The organism is Variovorax atrisoli 110B (assembly GCF_000382045.1).
GTDB classification, from domain to species: domain Bacteria; phylum Pseudomonadota; class Gammaproteobacteria; order Burkholderiales; family Burkholderiaceae_C; genus Variovorax; species Variovorax atrisoli.
Window position 1 is genome coordinate 214,502 of the sequence record NZ_KB907453.1, and the last position, 18,810, is coordinate 233,311.

At 68.3% G+C, this 18,810-nt stretch carries 13 protein-coding genes and 1 pseudogene; 5 read left to right on the plus strand and 9 right to left on the minus strand.

Annotated elements, in window-relative coordinates:
* The first annotated feature begins 218 nt into the window (after positions 1 to 218).
* The 5 genes and pseudogenes from G369_RS0114895 to G369_RS37570 form a co-directional block, all read left to right on the plus strand.
* Positions 219 to 2,045, plus strand: a complete 1,827-nt coding sequence (locus G369_RS0114895; protein ID WP_019654802.1) for an FAD-dependent oxidoreductase — start codon at positions 219 to 221, stop codon at positions 2,043 to 2,045.
* Positions 2,042 to 3,892 (plus strand): 2-oxoacid:acceptor oxidoreductase subunit alpha, encoded by a 1,851-nt coding sequence (locus G369_RS0114900; RefSeq protein ID WP_019654803.1) that lies wholly within the window; start codon positions 2,042 to 2,044, stop codon positions 3,890 to 3,892. The genes G369_RS0114895 and G369_RS0114900 overlap by 4 nt, the downstream gene beginning before the upstream one ends.
* Positions 3,889 to 4,944, plus strand: a complete 1,056-nt coding sequence (locus G369_RS0114905) for a 2-oxoacid:ferredoxin oxidoreductase subunit beta (protein ID WP_019654804.1) — start codon at positions 3,889 to 3,891, stop codon at positions 4,942 to 4,944. The genes G369_RS0114900 and G369_RS0114905 overlap by 4 nt, the downstream gene beginning before the upstream one ends.
* 48 nt (positions 4,945 to 4,992) lie before the next feature.
* On the plus strand, positions 4,993 to 5,430 hold the full coding sequence (locus G369_RS0114910; protein WP_019654805.1) for a CBS domain-containing protein: 438 nt from the start codon (positions 4,993 to 4,995) through the stop codon (positions 5,428 to 5,430).
* A 60-nt stretch (positions 5,431 to 5,490) separates the two neighbouring features.
* A pseudogene (locus G369_RS37570) lies at positions 5,491 to 5,826 on the plus strand (dihydroxy-acid dehydratase domain-containing protein); the annotation flags it as partial.
* A gap of 36 nt (positions 5,827 to 5,862) precedes the next feature.
* Here the strand turns inward: G369_RS37570 and G369_RS0114920 are convergent.
* From G369_RS0114920 to G369_RS0114960, 9 genes are all read right to left on the minus strand, one after another.
* Positions 5,863 to 7,215, minus strand: a complete 1,353-nt coding sequence (locus G369_RS0114920; protein WP_157773698.1) for a hypothetical protein — start codon at positions 7,213 to 7,215, stop codon at positions 5,863 to 5,865.
* A 127-nt stretch (positions 7,216 to 7,342) separates the two neighbouring features.
* Positions 7,343 to 8,578 carry a type VI secretion system protein TssA gene (gene tssA, locus G369_RS0114925; protein WP_020723078.1) on the minus strand — a complete coding sequence of 412 codons (1,236 nt, stop codon included), beginning with the start codon at positions 8,576 to 8,578 and terminating at the stop codon, positions 7,343 to 7,345.
* Positions 8,578 to 12,642: a type VI secretion system protein gene (locus G369_RS0114930; protein WP_019654809.1), complete on the minus strand. Its 4,065-nt coding sequence runs from the start codon at positions 12,640 to 12,642 to the stop codon at positions 8,578 to 8,580. Before G369_RS0114930 ends, tssA begins: the two co-directional genes overlap by 1 nt.
* Before the next feature lie 40 nt (positions 12,643 to 12,682).
* Complete coding sequence (locus tag G369_RS0114935; protein WP_019654810.1) at positions 12,683 to 13,444, minus strand: DotU family type IV/VI secretion system protein; 762 nt, start codon at positions 13,442 to 13,444, stop codon at positions 12,683 to 12,685.
* A gap of 7 nt (positions 13,445 to 13,451) precedes the next feature.
* Complete coding sequence (gene tssK / locus G369_RS0114940; RefSeq protein ID WP_019654811.1) at positions 13,452 to 14,792, minus strand: type VI secretion system baseplate subunit TssK; 1,341 nt, start codon at positions 14,790 to 14,792, stop codon at positions 13,452 to 13,454.
* A 59-nt stretch (positions 14,793 to 14,851) separates the two neighbouring features.
* Positions 14,852 to 15,328, minus strand: a complete 477-nt coding sequence (locus G369_RS0114945; RefSeq protein ID WP_019654812.1) for a hypothetical protein — start codon at positions 15,326 to 15,328, stop codon at positions 14,852 to 14,854.
* A complete protein-coding gene (locus tag G369_RS0114950) occupies positions 15,325 to 16,791 on the minus strand; it encodes a dicarboxylate/amino acid:cation symporter (protein ID WP_019654813.1) in 1,467 nt (488 codons plus the stop codon). Before G369_RS0114950 ends, G369_RS0114945 begins: the two co-directional genes overlap by 4 nt.
* Positions 16,779 to 17,522 carry a cysteate racemase gene (gene cuyB / locus G369_RS0114955; RefSeq protein ID WP_026346388.1) on the minus strand — a complete coding sequence of 248 codons (744 nt, stop codon included), beginning with the start codon at positions 17,520 to 17,522 and terminating at the stop codon, positions 16,779 to 16,781. The genes G369_RS0114950 and cuyB overlap by 13 nt, the downstream gene beginning before the upstream one ends.
* Before the next feature lie 13 nt (positions 17,523 to 17,535).
* Positions 17,536 to 18,810, minus strand: coding sequence for a dicarboxylate/amino acid:cation symporter (locus tag G369_RS0114960; protein WP_019654815.1), 1,275 nt, complete (start codon positions 18,808 to 18,810; stop codon positions 17,536 to 17,538).

The following is an 18,810-nucleotide window of genomic DNA, read 5'->3' on the forward strand; positions in this document are numbered from 1 at the left end:
TGTCGTCCCCGTGGAATGACCGGCGGACATTGTGGGCGCATCCGGCTGCGGGCGGGGGAATCGCCCTGTCGGCGCAGATGCCTTGGCGCTGCGCGGCGGACCGTGCGGGATTCCACCAAGCTTGCGCTTCCGTCGGCGGGGCGCATACTCCGCCAAAAAGCGCCACAAGCCACTCGTCGGCCCCTGCGGGGTTCCGGGCGACAGCCAGGAGACACGTGTTGCAGCGAACGAACATTGCCAACCCGGCCTACTTCCACAAGGTCGTCGATTGCCAGTACGCCTGTCCGGCGCACACTCCCGTCCCAGAGTACATACGCATGATTGCGCAGCGCCGATACGGCGACGCGTACATGGTCAACTGGGTCTCCAACGTCTTCCCCGGCATCCTCGGGCGCACCTGCGACAGGCCCTGCGAGCCGGCCTGCCGGCGCGGCCGTGTGGAAGAAAGCAATACGGAGGCCCCGGAGCCGGTGGCCATCTGCAGGCTCAAGCGCGTGGCTGCCGACATGAAGGAGGACGTGCGCGCGCGCATGCCCAAGCCCGTGCCGAAGAACGGCAAGCGCGTGGCCTGCATCGGCGCAGGGCCGGCCTCGCTCACCGTCGCGCGCGACCTGGCGCCGCTGGGCTACGAGGTGACGGTGTTCGATGGCGAGGCCAAGCCCGGCGGCTTCATCCGCACGCAGATACCGCGCTTCCGCCTGCCCGAGTCGATCATCGACGAGGAGACGGGCTACGTGCTCGACCTGGGCGCCGAGTTCCGCGGCGGTGAGCGCATCGATTCGATGAAGGCGCTGATGGGCCAGGGCTGGGACGCGATCTTCGTCGGCTGCGGCGCACCGCGCGGCCGCGACCTCGACATTCCGGGCCGCAAGGAGGCGGCGGCCAGCATCCACATCGGCATCGACTGGCTGAGCTCCGTCTCTTTCGGGCACGTCAGCAGCATCGGCCGGCGCGTGATCGTGCTGGGTGGCGGCAACACGGCGATGGACTGCTGCCGCTCGGCCCGGCGCCTCGGCGGCAGCGACGTGAAGGTCATCGTGCGCAGCGGCTTCGACGAGATGAAGGCCTCGCCCTGGGAGAAGGAGGACGCCGCGCACGAAGGCATCCCGATCATCAACTTCCACGTGCCCAAGGCCTTCGTCCACGACAACGGCAAGCTCGTGGGCATGCGCTTCGAGATCGTGAAGGCGGTCTACGACGACAAGGGCCGCCGCACGCTGGAGCCCACGGGCGAGCCCGATGCGTACTTCGAATGCGACGAGGTGCTGGTGGCGGTGGGCCAGGAGAATTCATTTCCCTGGATCGAGCGCGACTGCGGCATCGACTTCGACAAGTGGGGCCTCCCGGTACTCGATGCGGTCACCTTCCAGTCGACGGTGTCCAACGTGTTCTTCGGCGGCGACGCGGCCTTCGGGCCGAAGAACATCATCACCGCGGTGGCCCACGGCCACGAGGCCGCGGTGTCCATCGACAAGCTGCTGCGCGCGGAGCCGATCGAGGTCCGTCCGCCACCCATGACCAACCTGGTGTCGCAGAAGATGGGCATCCACGAGTGGAGCTACGACAACGACACCTCCAACGACCTGCGCTACAAGGTGCCGTGGGCCAAGGCAGAGGCGGCGCTGGCGAGCATCCGCGTGGAGGTCGAGCTGGGCTTCGACGCCGCCACCGCCTTCAAGGAGGCCGCGCGCTGCCTGAACTGCGACGTGCAGACGGTGTTCAACGAGCCCGCCTGCATCGAATGCGACGCCTGCGTGGACATCTGCCCGATGGACTGCATCAACTTCGTCGAGAACGCCGATGAAGAGAGCCTGCGCCCGCGGCTGAAGGCGCCCGCGCTGAACCTGGCGCAGGACCTGTACGTGTCCGGCGGACTGAAGACAGGCCGCGTGATGGTGAAGGACGAAGACGTCTGCCTGCACTGCGGCCTGTGCGCCGAACGCTGCCCGACCGGCGCGTGGGACATGCAGAAGTTCCTGCTGAAGATGACGCTCGCGGGCCAGGAGAAGGCCACCGAACAGCAAGTCCGGAAGGAGACCGCATGAAGCAGATCGAAGCGGTCAACGACTTCGTCATCAAGTTCGCCAACGTCAACGGCTCGGGCTCGGCCTCGGCCAACGAGCTGTTCGCCAAGGCCATCCTGCGCATGGGCGTGCCGGTGAGCCCGCGCAACATCTTTCCCAGCAACATCCAGGGCCTGCCGACCTGGTACGAGGTGCGCGTGACAGAAGAGGGCCACCTCGGCCGGCGCGGCGGCACCGACATGATGGTGGCGATGAACCCGCAGACCTGGGACGCCGACATCGCCGAGCTGGAGCCCGGCGGCTATCTGTTCTACGACAGCACGCGGCCGTTGCCGCCCTCGAAGTTCCGCGACGACATCCGCGTGATCGGCATGCCGCTCACCGAGATCTGCAACGCGGTCTATCAAGACCCGCGGCAGCGGCAGCTGTTCAAGAACATCGTCTACGTGGGCGCGCTGGCCATCCTGCTGGGCATCGAGCCCGAGGTGGTCGAGAAGCTGTTCTCCGAACAGTACAAGGGCAAGGAGAAGCTGCTTGCCTCGAATGTGCAGGCGCTGCACCTGGGCTGCGACTTCGCGCGCGAGAACCTGCGCGAGCCCGTTGGCCTGAAGGTGCGGCGCGCCGACCGGGTAGGCGACAGGATCTTCGTGGACGGCAACAGCGCGGCGGCGCTGGGCTGCGTGTACGGCGGCGCGACGGTGGCGGCTTGGTATCCGATCACGCCTTCGTCGTCCGTGGCCGAGGCCTTCCAGAAGTACTGCACCAAGTTCCGCGTCGACCAGTCCACCGGCCAGCACCGCTTCGCCATCGTGCAGGCCGAGGACGAGCTGGCCTCGATCGGCGTGGTGGTCGGCGCCGGGTGGAACGGCGCGAGGGCCTTCACCGCGACCTCGGGGCCGGGAATCTCGCTCATGACGGAGTTCATCGGGCTGGCGTACTTCGCGGAGATTCCCGTCACCCTCATCAACGTGCAGCGCGGCGGCCCATCGACCGGCATGCCCACGCGCACGCAGCAGGCCGACATTCTTTGCTGCGCCTATGCGTCGCACGGCGACACCAGGCATGTGCTGCTCTTTCCCGAAGACCCTCACGAGTGCTTCGAGCACGCGGCAGCGGCGCTGGACCTGGCCGACCGGCTGCAGACGCCGGTGTTCGTGATGACCGACCTCGACATCGGCATGAACCAGCGCCTGTGCAAGCCCTTCGAATGGGACGACAGCAGGGCCTACGACCGGGGCAAGGTCATGACTGCCGAAGAGCTGGAGGCGGGCCGCGACTTCGGCCGCTACAAGGACGTGGATGGCGACGGCATCCCGTGGCGCACGCTGCCGGGCACGCATCCCACCAAGGGCAGCTACTTCACGCGCGGCACCACGCGCGATGCCTATGCGCGCTACTCGGAACGTGGGCCGGACTACATCTACAACATGGAGCGGCTGCTGAAGAAGTTCGCGACCGCGGCCACGCTGGTGCCGCAGCCGGTGCTGAAGCCTGCTTCGCAGAAGACCGACCTGGGCGTGATCTATTTCGGCTCGACCAGCCCCTCCATGCACGAGGCGCTGCAGGAGCTGGAAGAGCGCGGCATCCATCTCGACGCGATGCGGCTGCGTGCATTCCCGTTCCCCGAGAGCGTAGTGCAGTTCCTGGCCGGGCATGAGCGCGTGTTCGTGGTCGAGCAGAACCGCGACGCTCAGATGCGCAGCCTGCTGGTCAACGAGCTGGATGCCGATCCGGCCAAGCTGGTGCGCGTGCTGCACTTCGACGGAACGCCCATCACCGCGCGCTTCATCGTGCAGGCGATCGAGGCGCAGGTCGGCAAGTCGACCGCGCAAGGCACGGCCACCACCGGTTCGAAGGAGCCCGCATGACCTACCTCGCCAAGCCGAAGCTGCGGCATCCGACGCTGGCGACCAACAAGGTCGGCTACACGCGCCGCGACTACGAAGGAAAGATTTCAACGCTGTGCGCGGGGTGCGGGCACGACTCCATCTCGGCCTCGATCATCGAGGCCTGCTGGGAGCTCGACATCGAGCCGCATCGCGTGGCCAAGCTCTCCGGCATCGGCTGCAGCTCGAAGACGCCGGACTACTTCCTTGGCGCATCGCACGGCTTCAACACCGTGCACGGCCGCATGCCCAGCGTGCTGACCGGCGCCAACCTGGCCAACCGCGACCTGCTGTACCTGGGCGTCTCGGGCGACGGCGACTCGGCCTCCATCGGCCTGGGCCAGTTCGCGCACGCCATGCGGCGCGGCGTGCGCATGGCATACATCGTCGAGAACAACGGCGTCTACGGCCTCACCAAGGGGCAGTTCTCGGCGACCGCCGACCAGGGCTCGAAGAGCAAGAAGGGCGTGGTCAACACCGACAGCCCGGTCGACCTGGTGGCCATGGCGCTGCAGCTCGGCGCGAGCTACGTGGGCCGGGGCTTCTCGGGCAACAAGGCGCAACTGGTGCCGCTCATCAAGGGTGCGATCAGCCACGGCGGCTCGGCCTTCATCGACGTGATCAGCCCCTGCGTGGCCTTCAACAACCACCCGGGCAGCACCAAGAGCTACGACTACATCCGGGAGCACAACGAGGCGGTCAGTCGCATCGACTTCATCAGCGGGCGGGAGGAGATCGCCGTGGACATGGAGCCCGGCGAGGTGATGGACGTGCGCCAGCACGACGGCACGCTGCTGCGCCTGCGCAGCCTGCACCCGGACTACGACCCGGGCGACCGGTTCGCCGCCATGGCCTACATGCAGCGGCATCACGAGATGGGCGAGGTGGTGACGGGACTGCTCTACGTCGACCCGCTGGCCACCGACCTCCACACAGCACTCAACACCTGCGACCGGCCGCTCAATGCATTGGGGCCGGAACAGCTGTGCCCCGGCGCCCAGGCGCTGGAACGGCTCAACGCCTCCTTGCGCTGAGCAACGGCCGGCGTCAACATTCGGGGTTCGACTCACGGAGGGCGCATCATGGCCGAGCGCACCGTTTTTCAATCGATCTCGCGCAAGCACGTGCTCAGCCTGGCACCGCAGGCCACCGTGCGCGACGCAGCCTGCGCGATGACGCGCGCCAACTGCGGCAGCGTGCTCGTCATGGAGCTGCCCGACACGCTGCTGGGCATACTGACGGAGCGCGACCTCATGACCCGCGTGCTCGCCAAGGGGCTCGACCCCGACGGCACGGCAGTGCGCGACGTGATGACCCCCAACCCGATCTGCGTGCCGCCCGAGACGCTGGTCTCCGACGCTGTGGTGCTGATGCTGGAGCGAGGCTTTCGCCACCTGCCGCTGGTGGCGGGCGCGAAGGTGCTGGGCGTGTTCTCGGTGCGCGACGCGCTGCCGAGGGAGATCGGCGCGGCGGTGAGCCTGAGCGAGTTCAGGGAGCAGGTGAACGACGCGCTGGGGTGAGGCCTGGCGCTGCCCGCCCAGGGCGTCAGTCAGTCGGCATACCGCTTGCAGATCGCGCCGGCCGCATGGGGCGAACAGACCTGGGACGAGATGGATGCCGGCATCGCCCGCAGCCCCGGCATCTGCATGGCCATGGGCACGGCCGCCACCATGATGGGTATCGCCCAAGCCGTGGGCCTGACGCTGCCGGCGCGTTGAGCATCTCCGCTGCCGATGCCAATCACATCCGCATGAGCGCCGACTGCGGTCGCGTGGTCGAGATGGTGTGGGAAGACCTCATGCCGGGAAGATGCTCACGCGTGCCAACTTCGAGAACGGCATCGCATGCGCGATGGCCATGGCGGCAGCACCAACTCCGTCATCCGGTCGTCGGGAATTTTTGCGATGGCGAGGCGGAGATCGCAGATGAATCCTGAGACCGCTGCTGTCTTGTCAGACTATCGTCGCGAGCTGCTGCAATCGCAAAATTAGTCGATCCACCAAGTTTCGGAAATCCATGTCACGGCCTAGTGTTTGTGCTGGATTTGCACCAGCGCCGTTGATGTATCGATTCATGAGCGTCGAAACTTGTACCCGCATCTCGTTAGTCATGAGTCCGAGCACTGGATGCGTTGCTTGGTTTTGGAGGATCACCCCCATGAGCATCCTATTTACGATTCCTCTCGCGTAGTCTTTCACCAAAGCGAGGACCTGCTGCATTTGAGCCTTGCTGGTCATTGCAGATGTCGCCTCTACTGTTCCTCTAACGTCCGGTCCATCAATCACTCTGAAAGGTTGGTACAGGGTGCATTGACCCAAAGAGACTGGGCCGTGGAGCATGCGATGTCCTCCGTGCTGGAAGATCTGGTAACCGGGAAACTCGGCATGAAGAGCGTCCGGGGGCAGTCGGCTGAAAGCTCCGACGCTGACCTCGATCGAGGACAGATGATTGGGCTTGAAATGCCCGGAGGCATTGATAAAGATGCGGATGATGCGCCCGTCTCTGAAGAAAATCATCCCAGCACTCAACACCTCGGGATCGTCGCCTCCTATCAATGTCGGATGAGGCAGGTCTCGCTGATGTCCCGAACGCGCCGCAATGATGATTTCATAGTCTCTGTTGATCACATACATGACCTCACCCGTATCCTGCGGGAACTCCATCCGCACTCGGCTGCGGCGAAGAATCATGCTGGACAAATCGGTCGTGAGATTTACCGCGAGCGGATGCGTCCGGTAGGTTAAGACGCGCTGTAGTGTGCCGCCTATAACTGACAGCCCGCTGGACACATCGAAGCACTCCGTCAATTCGATAACGGCCCTCGCCGAGAGAATGTCACTTTCCGCGAAAACGGGGTCGACGCGAAAAACCGGGCGTGGCATCAAGCGCGGTATGTGCGGACGTGACCTGAGCAACGCAACAACCTGCAGTCGGCGCTGCACGCGCATGAGCATCCATCGCCTCAGCGGCTCGATGTCGCTGAGGAGCACGAGCCGCAAGCAGGAGAGTTCTCTGGTCGACCAACCGCAATGCGGGAGGAAATTGAGCGAAGGCCCGAGCGCGCGAATGATGGAGCCGCCACCGCCTCCAGGATCGTGCCCGTCATCGAATTGAATTCCTGACAGAGCAACCTCATCCTCCGGCGGGTGAGAAGGCCGCTCCGGGAGCGAGATCGCACCAGGATCGTGGCCGTCCAGTCTTCGGCCGACCCCGGGAAAGCGGGTTGTGCGTGCAGTTTCCCGCTCTTCGTCCGTCGCATCGGTAACGACGACACCATTTCGAATGAAGAGATTTGTCTTTGGCATATCACCCCCTGAAGATCGAAAGTCCGACAAAAAGGGCGCGCTCAGATTTACGGCACCCCACCAGTTCGAATGGCTCGCCGATAGTTCGCGCGGCCCTTGCAATCAAACGACTGCGCAAGACTTGCCCCTATTCGTCAAGCCGGACACCAATGATCGAAAAGTACCGATTCAGGTCCCCGTCCTCCCGCAGCACTTCCTGCATCAGCTGCGGCAGCGGCATGCGACCCCAGGCGACTGCCCGGTTCACCAGGTAGGGCGTCGGGCTGTGCGGCTCCTCGCGCATCAGGTAGGCCGCCGCCACCTCGAGCAGCCGATAGGCTTCGGCGCGGCTGCCGATGCGGCCGCCCGCCAGCGCTTGCGGGAGCGCCTCGGAGGTAGCGGGAGGAGAGAAGATGGGAGGAGCTTCGCTCATGTCGTTGTCGTCCATCGGAGTTGCGGTGGGCAGCGGTTCGGCATCTGGCAGCCATCCGGTCGGAGCCGGAGTGACCGGCTTTTCTTCGTCGCGCGGATCGCGCCCCTGCAGCAGGCTGCGCAGCGCCTGCCGCATGCGCACGAGCATCTCCGTCAGCTTCGACAGGCTGGGTGCGTCCACGCCCAGCCGTTCGTCGAGCAGGGCTTCCAGGCTGCGCCATGCGTCGGCGGCCACGGCGACCCGGTCGTCGAGTGCGGCGAGCGCATGCAGGTCGCGCGCGGCGCGCTCGAGGATGTCCTGGCGCGACACCGTCTGCGCGCTCGGCTCCTCGGCCACTTCCTTCCCCTTGGCCTTGGCGTTGCCCGCAGCGCCGGCCGCGCCCGTGCCGTATTCGCTGGTCAGAGCGCGCTGCCAGTCTCCCAGCGTGATGAAGGGCGGCGAGAAGTCCGGCCATGCGAGCAGCGGCACGCGCATCAGCAGCACCTGCGCGATGGCGTCGTTGACCCACACGAAGGTGGCGGTGCGCATGTCGGCGTCGCCGTCGTCGCCGATGAGCGGGTGCACGTCTTCCCAGAACTCGCGCGCCAGCCCTTCCAGCAGCCGCGCGCCTGCGGTCAGCCCGTCGATCGAATGGCGGTGCACCCAGGCCTCCGTGAGCCAGGCGGCCATCTGCAGGTCCTTGCTGCGGCGCTGCAGGACCTCGGTGCACAGCATCTCGGTGGTGCGCCAGTCGGCCTTCTTGAGGGGGCGGGTCCATTCGCCCATCGGCAGGCTGGCGTCTTCCTCGGTGCGCGCCTCGCGGATGCGCGCGCACACCGGGTCGTAGCGCAGCGGAGGGCCGGCCGGGCCTTCGGGGCCCTCCAGCGGCGAGAGAAAGGTCGCGAGGTCGGGCGCGAAGCCGCCGGCGGCTTCGTAGGCGTCGGCGTTCAAGGGGGACAGCAGGGCGGCCATCAGGGCATGTTCCATTCGGGAGCGCGCGTGGGAAACGCGGTGGGCCAGATCAGGGCGTTCTTCTTGCCGGCGGGGCTTGCGGCGACGCGCAGGAACACGCGCGCGCGTCCTCCGTCGGGCGCCTGGGCAGCGTCGCCGGCCGACTGGGCCACCAGCGGAAACTCGAACTTCAGCAGCTGCGAGCGGCCATCGGGCCGCTGCGCCGGATCGCCTTCGCGCTGCCGCTGCGCCAGCGTGAACAGCGCCCACGGGTCGGCGAAGCGGAAGCTCACGGTCTGGCCGTCGGTGATCAGCGCATGCTGCTGCGGGTCGGCGCGTGCGATCAGCGGCGAGTCCTTCGCGATGCGCAGCACCAGCGCCACCGGCATGCCGTATTCCCAGCGCAGCGTGCGCGGCGCATCGCGCAGCCTCAGCACCTGGTCGCCCACTTCGAAGGACCAGTCGATGATCTTGTTGCCCTCGATCTCGGCCATGGTGTTCGCGCGGAAGTCCACGCTCAGGTCGTAGCCGGGGGCGGCGCCTTCCTCGGACGGGAAGAGCGGCTGCAGGAAGTCGCGCGAGCGTGCGAACTGCTCGGCGAAGCGGCGTGCGCCGGCGCCGGGCATGCCGGCGTTGCGCGCGCCGGTGTCCGCACCGCGGTTCTCCTTGAGCGCGCGCGACAGCGGATCGAACGCGCGCAGCAGGTCGTTCACGTCCGCCGGGTCGGCGAGCTCGAAGGCGCGCCCCGTCGCCGGGCCGAACGGATGCCGGCCTGCCAGCGAGCGGTTGAAGCGGGTGGCGAACTGCGTCCACAGCTCCTGCTGGTCGCCGAACTGGAGCTCCTGGCAGCGCGCGAGCAGTGCGCTGTAGATCTGCTGGTGGCGGTCGGCGAAGTAGTCGCCGATGCGCGTGGCCGGCGCCTTGCCGGCCAGCTTCGCGCCGCAGGTCTCGCGGTCGATCTCGGCGCCGGTGGTGCCCAGGAACTGTTCGAGCAGCAGCAGGCTGCTGTTCGGGTTCTTCAACCGGTAGCGCTCCAGGTCGCGGTTGATCGCCTGCCAGCGCTGCGCGAGCACCGAGCCTGCGCCCACGCCGTCGAGCGCGGCGATGTAGCTGTCGGCCAGCTTGCCCAGCGTTTCCACGCGGTTGAACTGCTGGCCCAGGTAGGCCGCGAGCGAACCCACGTCCGAGACGCCGAAGGCCGCCAGCATCGGCCCGCGCTCGCCGCGCCAGGACTGGAAGTCGCGCCCGCGCATGGCGTAGAGCTCCGACTGGTTGAAGGCTTCGTCGACCGCTTCCAGCCGCTGCATCGCGTCGCGCGAGATCATCGCGCGCAGGTCTTCGGCGCGCGAGCCCGCGCCCAGTTCGTACAGCAGCGCCTGGATCTTCACGAGGCGCTGGCGCGAGGCCTCGTAGGCGGCCGCCTGGGTGTCGACGGAGCGGCCGCCGTCGCCCATGCCGTTGGCGGCATCGGCGACCTGGTCGACCACCAGCTGCGCGAAGTGCGCATTGAGCGCGCCCTCGATGCCCGGGCGCAGCGTGGCCGGAAAGGCCTGCATGCCTTCGCTCATGTAGCGCTTGCGGATGTCGCCCACGGCCAGCGCCTGGTCGAGCCGCGGCAGGTCCCACACGGCCAGTGTGCGGGTGCCGCCGCCAGGCAGTTCGCGGTCGCGCGCGGGCGCCATGAAGGGCTGAGCCAGCAGCGCGGTGAGGGCGTCGCGCAGGGCGATGCGCTCGGGCGCCAGCGCGAAGCGGCCGTCCTTGTCCTGCCACACCAGGCCGGGCTGGGCGCCGCCGAAGCGCAGGTTGAACTCGACGCGGAACTTCTGGAATGCATCCTGCGCGCGGTTTCTCACCGCCTCTGCCGACTCCAGCCCCAGCAGCCGGTTCTGCTCGATGCGCGCGATCGTGCGGTCGTAGGAAGGGCCGAGCACCAGCACCGGCTGGCGCATCCAGCCGCCCTTGCCGGAGGCGACCAGGTCCTCCTGGTCCTTGATGGCCGCGATCACCTCGCGGAAGCTGGCCGTGGTGCGCGTGAAGGTGCCGGTGCTCGCGAGCGAAGGCAGCAGCCGCGCGAGCGACTGCTCCGACACCAGCAGCTCGTTGTTGACGAAGAGCCGCGCATCGAGCTGCACCGTGCCCTTGTCGAGCGCGCAGCGCAGCGCCGACTGCACCGGGGCCAGCGGAATGGCCAGCGCATTGCCTTCGGCCGCCTGGCGGAAGTAGCGCAGGTTGCGGCTCAGGTCGGCCGGCAGTTCCGCGCCCAGCGCGTAGCGCACGGCCACGCGAAGGTCTTCCGCATTGCCGGTGGCCGGCTGGCGCAGCCGCTCCACCGCCTGCAGCGCGGCATCGAGCTGCTCGACCGAGCCCAGGTAGCGCTGCAGCGCGCCGAACTCGGGCTGGTCTTCCACCAGCAGGCCGTTCTTGCGCGGCGCGTCGCCGATGGTCCTGAAGCTCGGCGGCAGGCCGCAGCTCGCGCCCACGATGAATTCGCCGGTGGCTTCGTCCTGCTCGACGGCGCTTAACTGGCTCACGCGCGCCATCAGCTCGCGCCGCAGCGTGCTCACGGCGATGTCGCCGAACTCGCGCTCGATGCGTTCGATCACGCGCTCGTTCAGGTCGTCGAAGGGCTGCCAGGAGCCGGGCATGAAGAAGGAATACGTGCCGTCGGTGCGCAGCCGTTCGTTCATGGCCAGCAGCGAGAGCGCCTTGTTGCGGTACCAGGCGGTCGGAATGGTCTCGCCGCGCTGCAGCGCGCGCATGCGGTATTGCGCGTCGTGCTGCAGCTGCGCAAGCGCCGGCACCAGCGTGGCGTTGTGCCGGTGCAGCTGCCAGGCAGCCACGATCAGGCCGATGCCCCAGCCGCCCAGGAAGATCACCGCCGTCCAGCGCAGCGCGCGATGCAGCACGGGGCGAGTGAGCGTCTGCGTGCGCGAAGGCCGCGTGAGGCCGTATTCCAGGAAGATCTTCTTCTCGAACAGGTCGCGCAGGAAGGCCGGCTGGCGCATCAGCTGCGCGATCAGGTCGCCGCCGACGGGCTCCAGGTCCTTGTGGCCGTAGGCATCGTGCTGGGCGTCGATGGCCGCCACCGTCTGCGCCGATTCGCCGCTGTCGCCCGTGAGGTAGATGCCGCGGAAGAAGAAGGGCTCGTGGTACGCGCTGGGGCGCATCAGCTCGTCGACGTACAGCTGCAGCTGGCCGCGCAGCGCCTCGATGCGCGAAGGCAGCAGCAGCTGCGCGCCGGCGCCCTGGGGCTCTGCGCCGGTGGCGAAGAGCTCGGCCGACACGTCCGACACCGAGCGCACCACGGTACCCACCGCCTCGTCGACCCACGCCGGCTGGTAGGTGGTCGAGAGGTCGTAGGGCGAAGACCAGCCCAGCATGCTTGCGCGCAGCGGCTCCGGCAGGGCGCTCGCGAAGGCGCTGAAGCCTTCGAGCTGCTCCGCGCCGGTCACCAGAACGTACACCGCGAAGCGCATCGCGAAGCGGTTCTGCGCGAGCCACAGGCGGCGGTGCGCGAGCTTGGCGCGCTTGGAGAGCTCGAGCCGCCCGTCGGTGCTGTCGTCCAGCAGCAGGGCCGCCGGGATGGTGATGACCACCGAATCGAAGGGCCGCTGCGGCCGGTAGGCGCGGCACATGCCGAGGAACTCGTCCCACGGCTTCTCGGAGGCATCGTCGTCGTCGGGCGAACCCAGGTAGGCGCCCTGGATGTCGATGACAACGCCGCGGTCGAAGAAGTGCCACGAGATGCCCTGCGTGGCTGCGGCCGAGGCCGACTCGGTGCTCAGCGCGCTCGCCACGCCCGACTGCTCGATGGGCAGCTGCCGATGGTCGTCGCCCTCGTTGAGCAGCATGATCCACGGGATGCCGTAGCGGTCGGCGCGCGAGGCGATGTTGCCCTCGATCAGCTCCACCGCCTGGCGGAACGAGCTGCGCAGCGAGTCGAAGCGGATGCGCGCGACCTTCGGATCGCTCGACGGCTTGGCGTGCGAGCGCCGCGCCGCGAAGTACAGCACCATGCCGAGCACGAGCAGCACCACCAGCGTCAGCACCGCGATGGAAATCAGGAAGAGCTGGTCGGTCAGCATCGCGACGCCCTCCGGTGAATTCTGTGAAGACGCATGTCGTTCATCGCAGGTGTGCCCCCGATGCATCGACCGCGCCCGGCTGCAGCACCTGCCGCACCGGCCACGACTGCCACAGCCACAGCAGCTCCGACACCGCCAGCAGCGTGGCGACGCCCAGCAGGAACAGCACCGTCCAGCGGCTCAGCGTGGGCAGCTTGCGCGGAGCGATGTGCGAGAGCGTGCTCGCGTAGGCGCGCTCCGAGACCACGCGGTCGCGGCCCGAGAAATCGGCCGGCCGCTGGTAGACGAACTGGAAGAGCTCCTCGCGGTAGCCCAGCAGGCGCGCTTCCTCGCCCGCGCCGCGGTACTTGCCCTGGAAGCCCAGCGCCAGCGCGAAGAGGTACAGCCTTGCGATGTCGCGCTTGGAGGGCTCGCGCCCCGACAGCAGCTCCTCGATGCGGCTGAACACCAGGTCGCCCGCGATGTTGGTGCGAAAGAGCGACGACTCCAGCAGGTGGGCCGTCCAGCGCTCGCGGCCGATCCACGGCGTGTGCAGCAGGATCTCGTCGGCCAGCGCGGCCTTGAGGTAGCGCGCGTCGGCCACGTTCTCCAGCTCGAAGCGAGAGCTCTCGCGGCGCGATTCGAGCGACTGCAGCTCCAGCAGGTTCTCCAGGTGGCGCGCCAGCGTCTGCGCGACGGTGTCGATGTCGCTCTCGCGCGATTCGGCGGTGCGGTCGCGTGCCTTCACGATCTCGTCGTAGAAGGCGCGGAACTGCCGCGTGATGTGGTCGTCGACCGCGAGGTCGGGGAGGTTGCGTGCCATGGTCAGGTCAATCCTTGATGAACAGCACGATTTCCTGCGGAGGCTGCACGGTGGCGCCTTCGTTGGCGTTGGCAATCACCAGCAGCTCGGCGGGCACGGTCAGCCCCGGGCTGGTCTGGATCGCGTAGAGCAGGTAGCCCGAGCCCGGGCGCAGGCCCAGCTCGTCGGCCGACTCGATGCAGCGGCGCACCGCGCCCAGCACGCGGCGTTCGCGCAGCGAGGGGTAGGCCGACTGCGAACCGACGATGGCGCTGTCCATCCAGGCCATCAGGTCCTTGTCGGACTGCCCGCGCAGGCCCACCACGATGCGTGCGCCCGACACCCACTGCGGCTGCAGCGTGGTCTCGAAGGCGCCCTGGCGGAAGTCGAACTTGTGCTCGCGGTACTCCTGGCTCACTTCCGAAACCGCGTCGCGCAGCGCCAGCAGCAGCGGCTGGAACACGCGCGACGGGTCGGCGTGGTCGTAGTCCATCGGCACCGGCGGCACACCGCCAGGACGCAGCAGGCTCAGCGAGGCCAGCAGCGCGCACAGCGACCAGTACATCGGCAGCGGATGCAGGTGCGGCGTGCGCATCACCGCCTCCGCGTGCGGCAGGCCCGACAGCAGGCTGCGCAGCCGGTCCTTCAGCTCCAGGTGGGCGAGGCGGTCGTCGATGCGCGAGGAGGGCACCGCCGTCTGTTTCGCCACGAAGGCGGCCTTGCCGCGCAGCTGGCCGAGCAGGGCGGACGCGGCCGTCCACAGCGGGTTGTCGCGCGCCACTTCGAGCAGCGGCGGCTGCGCCTCGCCCAGCTTCACCACCTCGTTGTCCTTGAAGACCTGGCCCAGGCGCAGGTGGACGTGCGTGCCGGGCGGCACCGCGCCTGCGCTGAGCGCGAGGCGCGGCAGCATGCGCGGGATGTTCGCGGGCTCGGCGTCCGACACTGCGTCTTCCACCGGCGCGCCGGCCACCGAGCGGAAGCGCACTGTCGCGGCGCGATGCCGGTTGGGCGCGGTGACGGGCAGCGTGAGGTAGATGTCCAGCGGCTCGTTGGCCAGCCGCTCGGCATAGGGCGCGAGCGAGAGTTCGAGCGCGCCGTGCGCGGCCTCGGCGGCCGAGAACTGCACCGCGGTGCCGTCGGGCAGGATGGCTTCGAGCGCCAGCACGCGCAGCAGGCCGGCCGGCAGCAGGCCCTGGTCGAACACCAGGCGGCGCACGCCCCACGCGAAGGGCGCTGCGGCCAGTGTCTGCCAGGCCACGAGGGTGTCCATGCGCGCGGAGAACTGCTGGAAGTGCTGCGGCGATAGCAGCATGCCTTCATGCCACTCGACGCGGTCGGTGATGGGGGCGGCGCGGTGCAGGTCAGACATGGCGTGCTCCCGCGCGGCTGATTTGAAGTTGTTGGTTCACTTGAAGGAATCCGTGTTGTTCAGCGAGACGCGGCCGACACGTCGAAGCTCTGGGTATCGAAGCGCGCCACGATCGAGCCCTTGAGGTCTTCCACCCGGATGCGGTTCGCACCGGGCGTGGTGTAGTTCGCGAAGACGAGCACCGCCGCCACTCGCGGCGAGCCGATGGCGCTGGCGGGCACGCGGATCGTCTGTCCCGGCACCAGCTCCCATGAGAGGTACGACAGGCTCTGGGGAAAGGTCTTCTGCAGGTCGGCGCGCGCGCCGAACCACTTGGCGGCCGTGAGCTCGGTGACGCGCGCGAGCATCGCGTCGTCGAGCACCATCACCACGTCGACCGCCACCGGGCTGTTCTGGTTGGCGCCGGGCGCGGCGGAGAGCGTGAGCTCGTTCCAGCTCACCCGTGTGCCCTTGGGAAAGAGGCTGCCGCATGCGGCCAGCTGCACGATGAGCAGCAGCGCCGCCATCCGCTTGAGAAGGTTCTTCGTCCGGTTCATCGCGAAATTCCTGTGTTCGCCGCGGCGGGGGATGCATGCGTGACCGCCGACTGCGCCTGCCGCACGCCCACGGCAATGCCCATCAGCAGGATCAGCACCGAGGCCAGCACGCTGCAGCCCGCGAGCAGCGCGACGTGCCCGCGCGCGAACACGAAGCGCAGCGGCTGCGCGGGCTTGATCTCGGCGGCCGGCGCAGCCACGCGCTCCGAAGGCAGCCCGGCCGACACCACGGAGATCAGCGCGCAGGTGGCCAGCAGCGTCAGCAGGTTGCGCGGGCCCTCGCAGATCAGGTCGATGGCCAGGAACAGCGCCAGCGCCGCCTCGATGGGCAGCTGCAGCATCGACAGCACGATGCCCGCGTAGCTCACGTTGGTCATGCTGTTGTTGCCGGCCGAGGCGAAGGCCGCGATGGTCGCGCCGATGCCGATGGTGGCGATGTCGGCCGCGCCGAGCGTGCGGTCGTAGAGGTTGGCGACGAACAGCGCCGCCAGCACGTAGTAGAGCGCGGAGCCCGCGCGCAGGAACACCGAGGCCGTGGGAACCACGAGTTCGACGATGCCGCGGCTGAAGCCCAGCCGCGCGCTCATCGCCTCGATGGTGTGCGGGATGCTCGCCGTGGTGCTCGAGGACATCAGGCTCACCAGCATCGGCGTCTTCAGGTGCTGCAGCACCTCGGCCAGCGGCTGGTTGCCGCGCCGGTGGATCACCGCGATGGCCGCGGTGCCCAGCAGCGCCACCAGCACCACGAAATGCAGCAGGAAGCCGCTCATGGCGCGGATCGTCACCGCGTCGGTCTGCGACAGTACGTGCGCCGACATGCCGAAGGCCACCACCGGCAGCAGGATATTGGCGCGCGCGATGATGAGTTCGAGCGTGCGGTAGATGCCCTCGAACATGTGGTTGAGGGCCGCGTGCTGCGTGCGCGCGAGCGCCGCGAAGGCCAGCCCGAAGAGCAGCGCGCACGAGAGGATGCCCAGCGAGCGCCCCTCCGCAAGCACGCGGAAGAAGTTGTCGGGCACCACGCTGGCGCGCGGGCGCTCGACCGAAGTGGCCTGCGTGCCGTGGTCGTACAGGCGCATCTCGATGTCGCCGCCGTCGCCCGCCCTCTGCACCAGTTCGCCGAGGTGTTCGCGCGCTTCGGCGTCCAGCTGCGCACCCGGCGCGTTGACCCAGCCCAGCGCGAGACCGGTCGCGGCGCAGCTCACCACCAGCAGCAGCGCAAGGCTCGCGATCATCGCGATGCGCCGCCCCGGAAAGGGCAGTCCCATGGTCTGGCGCAGGCCGAAGAAGGTCGCCACCACCAGCAGCGGAATGGCCGCCATGCTGACGATCGCCAGGTAGACCTGCGCCGCCGTGTACGCCACCTCGCCCAGCGCGGGCACGTACACACCCGCGACGGCGCCTGCCGCCATGCACACCAGCAGGGCGAGCAGGCTGTGGGACATGCGCGTCAGGAAACCCATGCCGGCTTGTTCCATCCCTTGTCGAGCGCGAAGGCGACCGTGGCGCGGGCCAGCTCCAGCGAGCTGTCGACCAGCGTGAGCGGCGTGAGCTCGGCGGCGCGTGCGGCCTGCGCTGCCTGTGCGGCGATAGGCAGCTCGGTGCAGCCCATGATCACCGCGGTGGCGCCCGTCGCGGCCAGCGCCTCCAGCGCATGCGCGAACGCGGCCGCGCCGGCTCGCACGTCGCCACCCTTCACGGCGCGGATGCAGGCGTCGACATGGTCCTGGCCGGTGGCCGCGTCGGGCACGAGGAAGTCGATGCCGCGCTCGCGCAGCGCCTGCTGGTAGAAGCCCGAGGCCAATGCGCCGCGGGTGGCGAGCACTGCCACGCGCACCGGGCGGTCGTCGGACTGCGTCGCGATCGCTGCCACGCACGACTGCGCGATGTGGATCACCGGCGCGCGGCTGTGGGCCGCGATCTGCGCGTACCAGTGGTGCGACGAGTTGCAGGGGATCGCGATCACGCCCACATGGGCGTCGTTGAGCACGTCGATGCCCGCGAGCAGTGCGTCGAGCGGATCGGGGCCCGTGCCCAGGATGGCGCTGGAACGGTCGGGCACGTGGGGCAGGTTCGCCACGATCACCGGCAGGTGCTCCTGGTCGCGCGTGGCGGGCGTGAGCTGGATGATCTTCTCCATGAAGTCCACCGTCGCCGATGGACCCATGCCGCCTAGAACGCCGATGCGTGACATGAAGGCGCCTTCCTCAGATCTTCAGGGGCCGCGGGCACACCACCGCCACCGCGGCGGTGTTGCCGATGACCAGCACCAGCGTGCGCAGCATGTCGCACACCGGGTCCACCGCCAGGAACAGGATGAAGGCCGCCTCGAAGGGCAGGCCCAGGTAGGCGCAGGTCATGCCGATCAGCGACACCGTCACCAGCCCCGTCATGCCGGCCGAGGCGAAGCCCGCGAGCACGGAAGAGGTGAGCACGATGCCGATCTCCACCGGCGAGAGCGAGCGGCCGTAGATCTGCGCGATGAAGAGCGTGGCGCACACGTAGTACACGACCGGCCCGATGCGCAGCAGCGACACCGTCAGTGGCACCAGCAGCTCCACGCGCGAGCGCGCGAAGCCCAGCCGCGTGACCAGGCTCTCGATCATGATCGGCATGCAGGTGGCGCTGCTGCGCGTGGCCAGCGCCAGCGCGAAGGGGCCGCGCAGCGCGTTGAGCGTCTGTCCCAGCGTGCCGTTGGAGCGCTTCCAGATGATGACCGCCGCCACCGCCAGCAGCAGCGCCGACACGATGAGGAAGGCGACCACGAAGGCTCCCATCGCGCGCAGCGGCTCGATGCCGGTCTTGCCCAGCTGCGCCGCGCTCATGCAGAACAGCACCACCGGCAGCGGGAAGCTCAGCCAGCGCATCAGCGTCTGGCAGGCGTGGTAGACGGTCTCCAGCGCCTGCGTGAGCCCGTCGGAGATGCGCGTGGGCACGTGCCCCACCGCCAGGCCGAAGAGCAGCGCGAACACCAGCGTTTTCAGCGTGTCGCCGTTGGCCAGCGCGGAGAAGATGTTGGCGGGCACCAGGCTCACCAGCATGTCGGCGAAGCTGGCGGTCTTCTTGACCTCGTCCACACCGCGCAGGTTCATGGTCGTGTCGCTGGCGCTGAGGTCGCCGCCCACGATCTGCCCGAAGGTATGCATGGTGCTGCTCGGCAGGTTCTCGCCGGGACGCAGTATCAGCAGCGTGGCCGCACCCGCGATGGCCACGAAGGCCGAGAACGCGAGGAACACGAGCGCCACCCGTCCCAGCAGGCTGGCCGTGCCGCCGTCGCGGAACAGGCGCTGCAGGCTGAAGATCACGGCCGAGACCATGAAGGGCAGCGTGATCATCTTCAGCAGGTCAACGTAGATGTCGCCCACGAAGGCCAGCGGCGTGGCCAGCGGCGGTGCGAGCATGCCGAAGGCGACGCCTGCGCCCAGGCTGATGATCACGACCCAGGGGTTGAGGACGAATGCGTAGATCTTGGAGGTGTTCAT